This window comes from Flavobacterium sp. C3NV (genome assembly GCF_046825355.2).
GTDB lineage: Bacteria > Bacteroidota > Bacteroidia > Flavobacteriales > Flavobacteriaceae > Flavobacterium.
In genome coordinates, this window is record NZ_JBKQBJ020000025.1 from 45,806 (window position 1) to 56,916 (window position 11,111).

At 35.1% G+C, this 11,111-nt stretch carries 8 protein-coding genes and 1 rRNA gene; 5 read left to right on the plus strand and 4 right to left on the minus strand.

The window, feature by feature from the left end:
• Positions 1-7: 7 nt before the first annotated feature.
• Both ggt and ACIDC4_RS24015 read right to left on the minus strand, forming a co-directional pair.
• Positions 8-1,690, minus strand: coding sequence for a gamma-glutamyltransferase (gene ggt, locus ACIDC4_RS24010; protein ID WP_412045482.1), 1,683 nt, complete (start codon positions 1,688-1,690; stop codon positions 8-10).
• 39 nt (positions 1,691-1,729) lie between these two features.
• Positions 1,730-2,314 (minus strand): acyl carrier protein phosphodiesterase, encoded by a 585-nt coding sequence (locus tag ACIDC4_RS24015; RefSeq protein WP_412045481.1) that lies wholly within the window; start codon positions 2,312-2,314, stop codon positions 1,730-1,732.
• Between the two features lie 412 nt (positions 2,315-2,726).
• Between ACIDC4_RS24015 and glmM the strand changes: the two genes are divergently transcribed.
• A complete protein-coding gene (gene glmM / locus ACIDC4_RS24020; protein ID WP_412045480.1) occupies positions 2,727-4,115 on the plus strand; it encodes a phosphoglucosamine mutase in 1,389 nt (462 codons plus the stop codon).
• 176 nt (positions 4,116-4,291) lie between these two features.
• Here glmM and ACIDC4_RS24025 read toward each other — a convergent pair whose 3' ends face one another.
• A complete protein-coding gene (locus ACIDC4_RS24025) occupies positions 4,292-5,773 on the minus strand; it encodes a glycosyl hydrolase (RefSeq protein ID WP_412045479.1) in 1,482 nt (493 codons plus the stop codon).
• Between the two features lie 223 nt (positions 5,774-5,996).
• On the minus strand, positions 5,997-6,869 hold the full coding sequence (locus tag ACIDC4_RS24030; protein WP_412045478.1) for a lysophospholipid acyltransferase family protein: 873 nt from the start codon (positions 6,867-6,869) through the stop codon (positions 5,997-5,999).
• A 112-nt stretch (positions 6,870-6,981) separates the two neighbouring features.
• Here ACIDC4_RS24030 and ACIDC4_RS24035 point away from each other — a divergent pair, with 112 nt between their 5' ends.
• The 4 genes from ACIDC4_RS24035 to ACIDC4_RS24050 all read left to right on the plus strand — a co-directional run.
• Positions 6,982-7,629 (plus strand): rhomboid family intramembrane serine protease, encoded by a 648-nt coding sequence (locus ACIDC4_RS24035; protein ID WP_412045477.1) that lies wholly within the window; start codon positions 6,982-6,984, stop codon positions 7,627-7,629.
• 53 nt (positions 7,630-7,682) lie between these two features.
• Entirely contained in the window at positions 7,683-8,372 is a 690-nt protein-coding gene (locus ACIDC4_RS24040; protein ID WP_412045476.1) for an SIMPL domain-containing protein, read from the plus strand.
• 168 nt (positions 8,373-8,540) lie between these two features.
• Positions 8,541-9,740, plus strand: coding sequence for an MFS transporter (locus ACIDC4_RS24045; RefSeq protein WP_412045475.1), 1,200 nt, complete (start codon positions 8,541-8,543; stop codon positions 9,738-9,740).
• 1,067 nt (positions 9,741-10,807) lie between these two features.
• Positions 10,808-11,111 (plus strand): 16S ribosomal RNA (locus ACIDC4_RS24050); the annotation flags it as partial.

Genomic DNA, 11,111 nt, shown 5'->3' on the forward strand with positions numbered 1-11,111 from the left:
AATTAAATTAAAAACCAACTGCTGTATCGTCTCCTCGTGAATCTGCGCCACCTTCGAGAGTGTTGTTTGGTAAAACTAATATACAGTCTAATTTACCAATTACCGGAGTTGTTTTTTCGTTGATTAAATATCCTTTTGCTTTTAGTTTGTCGATAGTATTTTTATCGAAAGCATTTGGTTCAAAAGTAATTAAGTCCGGTAACCATTGATGGTGAAAACGCGGAGCATTTACAGCATCCTGCATGCTTAAATTGTATTCGTAAACATTTAAAATAGCTTGCAATACACTTGTAATAATCGTAGATCCTCCCGGAGAACCTACAACCATAAACAATTTGCCATTTTTCTCGACAATTGTTGGAGTCATTGAACTAAGCATTCTTTTTTGTGGTGCGATGCTGTTGGCTTCATTTCCTACCAGACCAAACATATTTGGAGAACCCGGTTTGGCGCTGAAATCATCCATTTCATTATTCAAAAAGAAACCCAATTCATCACAATAATATTTAGATCCGTAACCATCGTTAAGTGTTGTGGTGGCAGCAACGGCATTTCCTTGTGCATCAACAATTGAATAATGAGTAGTTTCGGTACTTTCATTAAAATTTACTTTTCCTTCTTTTATTTCTGATGATAAACTGGCTTTGTTTGTATCGAAAGTTGACATTCTGCCTTTTAAATACGAATCAGATAATAACCCGTTAATCGGAATTTTTACAAAATCAGGATCTCCCAAAAACTGACTTCTGTCGGCGTAAGCTCTTCTTTCAGCTTCAACAATTACCTGAATCGATTCTTCAGAGTTATGTCCCATTTTGGCTAAATCATAAGGAGCAATCATTTTCATGATTTGCGCCAGACAGATTCCGCCGCTGCTTGGTGGCGCCATCGAAGTTATTTTTAAATCTTTGTAATTAAATTGTAATGGCTTTCTCCATTTGGCTTCGTATTTTTCTAAATCTTTAAGCGTTATAATTCCGCCTTTTTTTTGCAGATAATTCACTAAGATTTTAGCCGTTTCGCCTTTATAGAATTCATTTCTTCCGTTTTTGGCAATTCGTTTTAAAGTATTGGCAAGAGCCGGATATTTTATGGTATCATTTTCTTTAAAGTTACCAGCCAATAATGTATTAGGACCATTTATTTTTACAATCGCATCATGATAAGCCTGAAGTCTTTTTTCTTGTTTTTGGGTTACAACAACACCTCTTTCTGCCAAGGCAATAACGGGTTTCAAAATTTCAGACATAGGCATAGAACCTAGTTTTTTATGAACCGCAAAAACTCCGGCAACAGTTCCTGGGACACCAATGGCAAGAGCAGTTTCGGTACTTTTACCTTTTATGACATTTCCTTCTTTATCCAGAAACATACCTTTTGTTGCTGCCAAAGGCGCTTTTTCACGATAATCTAAAGATCCCACTTCGCCATTCGCTTTTCTGTAAACCATAAATCCGCCACCACCTAAATTTCCTGCGTAAGGGTATGCAACTGCCAATGCTAATTCGGTGGCAACCATAGCGTCAAATGCATTTCCGCCTTTTTGTATAATTTCGGCACCTACTTTTGAGGCTTCCTGGCGCGCCGAAACGACCATAGCTTTTGTAGCTACTAATCCGGTTGGTTTTGCAGTTTGTTGCGCAAAACTATATATAGAGATAAAGCCGAATAAAAAGACTATTTTTTTCATAAAAAGAATCGGGTTTTGTTTTATAGAATCGGGTTGATTTTATAAGGAAAGTAATTTTTGTTTTGAATGAGCTTTTATATCTTCAAAAAAAAGCGTGAACTCCTGTTCGAATTCTGTATAAAATTCTACTAGTTCTGCACTTGCAAACTGCATCTTTGATAGGTTCTTAGACCTTCGGTCCATTTGAGTCAGGATATTATGAATTCCTTCTACGGTTTGATAACTCAAAAGCCAGTTTCTTTCGATCATATAAGGCATTAAACCTTGTGTTTTTTCGGTGAGAATATCATAATTTTCATGTAATGATCGGTAGAATCGATTAATGAAATCTTCCAGTTTTTCATCTGAATATTTTTCCCAGTTTTTGGCTAGAAAATGGTCGTAAACAATATCGACAATAACGCCTGCATAATGATGGTATTTTTCATGTAAACGTTTGGTGCTTTGTCTGAAAACATCATGCGAATCTGTGAAAGTATCTATGGAGCGATGTAAAATAATACCTTTTTGAACTTCATCAGGAAAATGTTCAAATTGTTTCCCGCGAATTCCATCGGCCATAAAATTGCCAATTTTAATTAAATCATTGTCTCCGGACAAATAAATGTGGGCTAGGAAATTCATTTTTTTCTTTTGAGTGGCTAAGGTTCTAAGTGGCTAAGAAACTAAGTTTGTTTTAGTAAAAGTATGAAAACTTTTTTAGATCCTTTTATAATAAGACTTCACAACATAAACTTAATATTTTAGTTTATTTTTAAAATCTTAGTAGCTTTTTAAAAAAACCTTAGCAACTTAGCATCTCAGCAACTTAGAACCTTTTTTTAAAATCTTAGTAGCTTTTTAAAAAAGACCTTAGCAACTTAGCATCTCAGCAACTTAGAACCTTTTTTTTTAAATCTTAGGAGCTTCTTTAAAAAACCTTAGCAACTTAGCATCTCAGTAACTTAGAACCTTTTTTTAAAATTCTTAGCCACTTAGTCACTAAGAACCTTAGTAACTTTTCTATATTTGTAATTGGTAACCATAACTCATAAAAATGACTTTAATAAAATCGATATCAGGAATAAGAGGAACAATTGGTGGAAAAGTAGGAGATAACCTGACTCCGGTTGATGCTGTAAAATTTGCATCGGCATACGGTACTTTTCTTAAAAACAATACTTCAAAAGAAAAATTGACGGTTGTGATTGGTCGCGACGCCAGAATTTCAGGGCCAATGATTCACAATCTTGTAGTTAATACTTTAATTGGTTTAGGGATTAATGTAATAGATCTTGGACTTTCGACTACTCCAACGGTAGAAGTGGCTGTTCCTTTAGAAAAAGCAGATGGTGGAATTATCCTGACAGCTTCCCATAATCCAAAACAATGGAATGCCTTAAAATTATTGAATGCAAAAGGAGAATTTTTAAGCGGAGAAGAAGGCGCTAAAATTCTTGAAATTGCTGAGGCTGAAGCTTTCGATTTCTCGGATGTGGACAGTTTAGGCGAAATCACTGTAAATGATGCTTATATGGATATTCATATCGACGAGGTGCTGAATTTACCTTTAGTTGATGTTGAAGCGGTAAAAGCAGCAAAATTTAAAGTAGTAGTTGATGGCGTAAATTCTTCAGGAGGAATTATCATTCCGAAATTATTAGAATTAATGGGCGTTGAAGTAGTAAAATTATACTGCGAACCAAACGGACATTTCCCTCATAATCCGGAACCTTTAAAGGAACATTTAACAGACATCTCTGAATTGGTAGTAAAAGAAAAAGCGGATCTGGGAGTTGTAGTTGATCCGGACGTAGATCGTTTGGCTTTTATTTGCGAAGACGGAGAAATGTTTGGAGAAGAATATACATTAGTGGCTTGCGCCGATTATGTTTTGAGTAAAACTCCGGGAAATACAGTTTCAAACATGTCATCATCACGTGCTTTGCGTGACGTAACAATTGCTCACGGCGGAAAATATGAAGCCAGCGCAGTTGGAGAAGTAAACGTAGTAGCATTAATGAAGAAAAACAATGCTATTATTGGTGGTGAAGGTAATGGTGGAATTATTTACCCAGAATCTCATTACGGACGCGATAGTTTGGTAGGAGTGGCGTTGTTCCTGACTCATTTGGCCAACAAAAAAATGTCAGTTTCGGCATTGCGTGCTTCATATCCTGAATATTATATGAGTAAAAATAAAATCGAATTAACACCACAAATTGATGTTGATGCGATTTTAGTAGCCATGACAGAAAAATATAAAAACGAAGATATCACAACGATTGATGGTGTGAAAATTGATTTTGCTACAGAATGGGTTCATTTAAGAAAATCAAATACAGAACCAATCATCAGAATTTATACTGAAGCTCCTTCACAGGATAAAGCAGATGTTTTGGCACTTCGAATTATAGATGAAATAAAAGCCATTGCAGGAATTTAAATACCTGAAATGGTAGGGTTTAACCGCAAAGTGCGCAAAGGTTTTTTATATTTAATCTCAAAGTCGCAAAGCCGCAAAGAAAAATAAACTTTGCGGCTTTGTGGCTTTGCGAGAAATAAGTTAGCGTTCCTTGCGTAAAACCTTTGCGAACCTTGCGGTTAAAATATTTACGAAACTTAGTTTTTAATAATCTTAATAGATTTTTTAACTGAGCCATAAACTGCATTTATAATATAAACTCCTGTCGATAATTTATCTCCAATTTTAATATCTTCATTCGTAAAATAATCGTCTGAAGCATAACAGATACTTCCTTTCATATCTACTATTTTTAAAGATAAAGGCTCTGTAATCGATGATTTTATATGAAGTGTCGATTGCGTTTTTATTGGATTTGGATATATCGTAAAAGAATCTTTTTCGAATGCAGGATCGTTAACACCCAGACTCGCCAGAGAAACATCAATATAATTAAAATTCATGTTGTTTGATTTGAATTTAATTTTTAGATAAACTTCGCCTTTAGGCAAGGCGATACCGTTTACAATTTTGTTTGTATAGGTTTGCAAACCACCAGTTGCATCAAATGTTTCATCTGTTTTAACGACGACATCATTTACTAAAACATCAAATTTACCCTGATTTGTAGAGGCTACTCTAAAAGAAAAATTATAGCTTCCGGCCTGATCAGTATTTAGCATAAATTCATTCCAATCGCCCTGGTCAATAGCGCTTACATTTTGACCCGTTCCGGAATCTGTAGTATTTTGCAGGCTCGTTCCTTTTCTTCGGTAATCTTTATTGGCGGTTATTCTGCCTGGAACGTTCATTTTTTTTGAGGTGTAAGTGGCATTTACATATTCGGTTCCTATTGGTCTTAGAATACCACTTTCAGGAGCTAATAAAGGACCTTCTGCCATATCTAGCCAATCGGCAGGAACTCTTCCGGTAAACCATGAATAGCGATAAATGTCTGGGTCATTTTCAAAATTTGTTATGATTTCTTTCATAAATGCAGTCTTTTGAGCTGCAGTCTGAACCACTCTGTTGGCAAATTCAGTTACCCAAATAGGACGGTTGTATTTTTTAAGAAGACTGGTAACGCCAATTACATCGCCAGAGGTTCTGTCATAAGTATGAAAGGCAATATAATCGACTTTGCAAGTTGGGCATAAAAGAAAAAACTGATCGTGCCATGCAGTCGGACTGCTGTAACCTCCGTAACTATTATTAGGATCATTAAAAGCCGGGGATGCACTTACTATTTCCAGATTTTTGGCAGCAGCTATTTTTTCAATATTCTTCCAGAAATTTACAGCATCTTGCGCAGTCATTCGCGCACCATCATTAAAATTAGGCTCATTAAAAGCGAGCAAATATTTGGCACCCGGCTTTATTCGGTCAATAAAAGCCTGAACATTGTTATCGCTGATCTGATTCCATGCCATGGGTACATATTCGACACCAATAGAAGCATAATTGGCGTTTGTGTCCTTTTCAGGCAAAGAACCCCAGTTGTACCACCACGAAACTCCTGGTTTCAGGGCAAGTAAATCAGCTGTCGAATGGTCTTTGTAAGCTATTCCGCGTTTAGGGCTTTGAGCGTGAGTGAGGATCGAAAAACAGAGTAGGAGTAAGAAAGATATTTTTTTTGTCATAGTTTGATAATTTAGATTTGGGAAAATTTTATCAATATCAAATATATGCCGTTTATCTCGTTTATCATTTTGATCCTGCGATAAAAAAATATTACAAAAACCCATCAAAAACCTGCTGTAGATATATGAGATAAATGAATTTCTTGTTTTTGATAGTTTTCAAAAAAAAAAATCCAAAAAAGTATTGGCTACCTTTTTGGATTTTAATTTTTAGATTAGGTTACTACTCAACCTTATGTTTCCATCTTTTATGTGTCCATAAATAATATTCAGGAGCTTCGTAAATTTGTTTTTCTACTTCTCTTAAATACTTTTCTGTTATTTCAAAATTTTCGTATTCTTTAGGATCATCTGCTATAGGCACAATTGTCGCCTCATAATAACCACGTCCTACTTTTTGTACTTTTACAAAAATCACACTCAAATCATATTTTTTAGCCAGCATTTCTGCCCCTGTATGAACCGGAACTTCGATTCCCATGAATTTCATCGAATGAAAAATTCGATCAAGTTTTGGCGATTGATCACTTGCCAATCCGTAAAGACTTAGAATTCCATCACGTTGGTTTTGTGCCATTAGCGGAATTGTCTTTCTAGTTTCTACTAATTCAGCATCGTATTTAGAGCGTATTTTTCGAATTAATTTATCAAAATAAGGATTCGCAATTTTTTTATAAACCCCAATTCCTCTAAATTTAATTCTCTTATTAATGGTCAAAAGCCATTCCCAACTTGCATAATGAGAAGCGACCAAAACAACACTTTTTCCTTTATCTTCGTATGAACGAAGCACTTCGATATTAGTGATTTTAAATCTTTTCTCCATTTCTTCCGGAGTAATACTCATTGTTTTTATCATTTCCAGAAACATATCACACATATGCTGATAGAACTTTCTTTCTGTCTTTTTTCGTTCTTCTTTGCTTAAGTGTGGTAAAGTAAGTGCGAGATTTTCGCTAACGACTTTTCTTCGGTATCTAATGATATGATATACCATAAAGTAAATACAATCTGATAGCCAGTAGAATATTCGGAAAGGGAGTATAGAGATAAGCCATAGTAAAGGATAGGCTAATATATAAACAAGAAATTGCATGTAATATTTTTTTACAAATATAAAGTAAAAATGAATAACCAGTGATATTTTGCACTGACACTAACATATGTTTAAGAATGACTATATTTACCATTCACATTAAATATTATTTATGAATAGCGTTAATACCATTTTGATTGGGATTATAGTTGCCAATGTTTTAATTAGTTACAAAGGTTTTAATGATCTTGCCTTTTTTAGAAAATACGAATTTCATGTAGGAAGCATTCGTTCCGGAGAACAAATAAGAATGCTTTCATCTGGTTTTTTGCATGCAGATATGATGCATTTAATATTTAACATGCTAACATTATGGTTTTTTGCGCCCGTTGTAATAAATTGGTTAGGAAGTATTTCGTTCGCCTTAATCTATTTCGGTAGTTTGATTTTTGGAAGTTTATTAACTATGCTGTTTCATAAAAACGATTATAGTTATCGCGCAGTTGGAGCATCTGGTGCAGTAACGGGAATTTTATATTCAGCGATATTATTACAGCCGGATATGATGTTAGGAATTTTCTTCGTTATACCAATGCCGGCTTATTTATTTGGAATTTTATATTTATTGTATTCGATTTACGGAATGCGCGCCAAAAATGATAATATCGGACACACGGCACACTTTGGAGGTGCTATAGGAGGTTATTTGATAACTTTGGTAAAAGAACCTTCATTAATTGTAGATCATAGTTTGATGGTTATTCTATTGGCCATTCCTATTTTAATACTTTTTGTTATGGCAAAATTAGGCAAGCTCTAAATATTGGCACAACTTTTGAAATTCCATTATCAAACAATTTAAATATAACAAAAATGAAGAAAGTAGTATTATTTTTAACAATCATGTTTATGACTATGTCTTACGCTCAAGAAACCAAACAAATTCCTCAAATCAATGTAAATGGGGAAGGCAAAGTAAAAGTAGCACCTGATCAGGTTTGTATTTCAGCAACTGTTGAAACAAAAGGGAATAATGCTAAAGATGTCAAAAAGCAAAATGACGAAAAAATCGATGCAGTTTTAAAGTTCATCAAAAAATCGAACGTTCCTGCAGCTGATTTCAAAACAAAACAAGTAGCTCTTAATCCGCAATACGATTACGAGAAAAAGAAAACAAGTTACAATGCTACTCAAACCATAGAAATTGTATTAAAAGATTTATCTAAATACGATGAATTGATGGAAGGTTTGGTTCAGCAAGGTATTAATCGTATAGACAGAGTTTCTTTTGAAACTTCTAAATTAACTCAAATTGAAACAGAAGCTAGAAAATTGGCTATAAAAGATGCTAAATTAAAAGCAGAAGATTATGTTTCGGTTTTAGGACAAAAAGTGGGTAAAGCTTATACAATTTCAGATAATACTCAGGTATATCGTCCACAACCAATGTATGCTGCTATGAAATCTGTAGCTATGGATTCAGCTGGTGCATCAAACGAAACTTTGGCAATTGGAGAAATAGAAGTTATTGCAAATGTTAGCGTGAGTTTTATTTTAGATTAACAACATATAAATTTCAATTTTAAAAATCCAAATTCCAATTCTAAAATTGAGATTTGGATTTTTTTATGTTTTTACTTTTTGAATTTAAGATGATAACCTTATGCTTTTACGCCGGCTATTAGTTTTAAACTAGAGTTTTCATTATTTTTGCACTTCTAAAAAATCTTCATGAATTCTCCTGTAAAAGCCATCAATCCTATTTATAATCTACAATTTGGATTAGTCTGTTTAAGTTCATTGCTTTTTTCTGCCAGTTTTAATATGCTCATTCCCGAATTGCCGGAATATTTGAGCAATATGGGAGGAGCAGAGTATAAAGGATTAATTATTGCCCTTTTTACCTTAACAGCAGGAATTTCCAGACCTTTTAGTGGTCGGTTGACCGATACTTTAGGCAGAGTACCCGTAATGGCAGTTGGTTCTATTGTCTGTTTTGTCTGCGGTATTTTATATCCGGTTTTAGGAACAGTTTCCGGATTTTTATTCTTGAGATTAATTCACGGATTTTCAACTGGATTCAAACCTACAGCCACCGCGGCCTATGTTGCAGATATTGTACCAAGAGAACGCTGGGGTGAAGCTTTAGGTTTGCATGGATTGTGCTTTTCTATAGGAATGGCTCTTGGCCCGGCTATTGGAAGTTCGATTAAATTGTATTCTTCTATGAACATGCTTTTTTATGCATCTTCTGTTTTTGCGCTACTGTCTATTGTTATTCTGATGAATATGAAGGAAACGTTGAAACATAAACAGCGTTTTAGCCTGCGTATTTTAAAAATTTCACGAAAAGATATCATAGCTTTAGAAGTTCTTCCCGCAGCTATAGTCACTTTTCTTTCTTATATGGCCTATGGTGTTATCCTGACATTGATTCCGGATTGGAGCCAGCATTTAGGAATTGCCAACAAAGGATTGTTCTTTATGGTCTTTACTATTACTTCAGTAATGATTCGTTTTGGCGCAGGAAAAGCGTCTGACAAATACGGCCGCCTTCGTTTGATAGCAATTGGACTCTTTTTATTAATTATATCCTTAGTGATTGTTGGATTTTCAACATCAATTGCCGGATTTTTGGCAGGAGCAGCATTATATGGAGTTTCTACGGGAATTGTCTCTCCGGCTTTAAATGCCTGGACAGTCGATATGAGTTTTCCCGAACATCGTGGCAAGGCTATGGCAACAATGTATATTGCCTTGGAAGCAGGAATTGGTCTTGGTGCACTTTTCGCCGGATGGGTTTATCAGGATGTGATTGCAAAAATTCCAATGTTGATGTACGCCAGTGCAATAATGGTTTTCTTATCCTTATCGTATGTTTGGGTTCAGTTTAGGAGAGATAAAAAAAGCAATTTTTCGCAACAACTGTAAGTTGGTATTTAAAACGTTTACTTATTCGTATCCTTATAATAGGAACTAAGTCAGGATTTACATTATATAGCCCGATAGTTTCAAAGACTATCGGGTTTATTTTTTGTACCTATATATAAGGAGAAGTTTCTACTATAATATATAAGAGCAATTTTTACATATAATGCATAGACTAGCTTTTATTGGAATTTTAAAGATTTGGAATTTTAGTTTTAATCAGGAGCTATTCCCGCTGTCCTTCCAATCTTTTGCTTTTTAAAGAAAAAAGCAAAAGGATTTTCCCTCCCATCGGGGCTAGGGCAGTAGTTCACAAAAGAAACATTAGTAAGAAGAAGAAAGAAACCGCCCTAAAAGAATAAACTTTGCGACTTAGCGCCTGATAACTATCTGGATTGCGCGATTAAAAAACAGTAAACCCCCAACTTTGCGACTTTTTCAAAACAAAGCCAACAAAAAAAGAAACCTTCGTGCCTTAGCGCCTTCGCGGCAAAACCACCCAAAACAGGCAAAACCCAAGAAAGCCACCCAAACCATAAAAAAACTTCGCCTTGTAAAAACCACCCAACCAGCGACTTATAAAAAAGATTAAAAATAGTTAAGAAAAGCTATTGTTTAACTGAATAAACTAGCTACTTTTGCACCCGCAACAGCGATAGACGTTCACTGAAATACTGACAAGCCTTACGAATCAAGATGAAAATTTATTTTCAAAAAAAGATTGAAAAAAGCTTGTGAGATTTGAAAACGGATGTTACATTTGCACCCCGCAAAACACGGAAAGTTCATTGATAGATTGGTAGGTTTTAGAAGTAAAAAGAAAAGAAATTTTCTTTAGAAAAAACTTCAAAAAACATTTGCCAGTTAGAAATAAGTTTTCTACTTTTGCACCCGCTTTGAGAAACAAGCGAAACAAAATTGAAACACGTTCGTAGACATATTGAATTGACAGCCGCTTTAACAGAGATGTTAGAGCAAAAGAATAAAGAGTAAGATAATCGAGAGATTACAGAATAACCGATAGAGACTGATTCGAATAACAATAGCTTGAGCAATCAAGCAAACAATATACGATGAAGAGTTTGATCCTGGCTCAGGATGAACGCTAGCGGCAGGCTTAACACATGCAAGTCGAGGGGTATTTATCTTCGGATAGAGAGACCGGCGCACGGGTGCGTAACGCGTATGCAATCTACCTTTTACAGAGGGATAGCCCAGAGAAATTTGGATTAATACCTCATAGTATATAGACTCGGCATCGAGATTATATTAAAGTCACAACGGTAAAAGATGAGCATGCGTCCCATTAGCTAGTTGGTAAGGTAACGGCTTACCAAGGCTACGATGGGTAGGGGTCCTGAGAGGGAGATCCCC

Coding starts and splice junctions, on each gene's coding strand:
- glmM (WP_412045480.1), top strand. CDS start 2,727: ATGACTTTAATAAAATCGATATCAGGAATAAGAGGAACAATTGGTGGA.
- ACIDC4_RS24035 (WP_412045477.1), top strand. CDS start 6,982: ATGAATAGCGTTAATACCATTTTGATTGGGATTATAGTTGCCAATGTT.
- ggt (WP_412045482.1), bottom strand. CDS start 1,690: ATGAAAAAAATAGTCTTTTTATTCGGCTTTATCTCTATATATAGTTTT.
- ACIDC4_RS24045 (WP_412045475.1), top strand. CDS start 8,541: ATGAATTCTCCTGTAAAAGCCATCAATCCTATTTATAATCTACAATTT.
- ACIDC4_RS24015 (WP_412045481.1), bottom strand. CDS start 2,314: ATGAATTTCCTAGCCCACATTTATTTGTCCGGAGACAATGATTTAATT.
- ACIDC4_RS24025 (WP_412045479.1), bottom strand. CDS start 5,773: ATGACAAAAAAAATATCTTTCTTACTCCTACTCTGTTTTTCGATCCTC.
- ACIDC4_RS24030 (WP_412045478.1), bottom strand. CDS start 6,869: ATGCAATTTCTTGTTTATATATTAGCCTATCCTTTACTATGGCTTATC.
- ACIDC4_RS24040 (WP_412045476.1), top strand. CDS start 7,683: ATGAAGAAAGTAGTATTATTTTTAACAATCATGTTTATGACTATGTCT.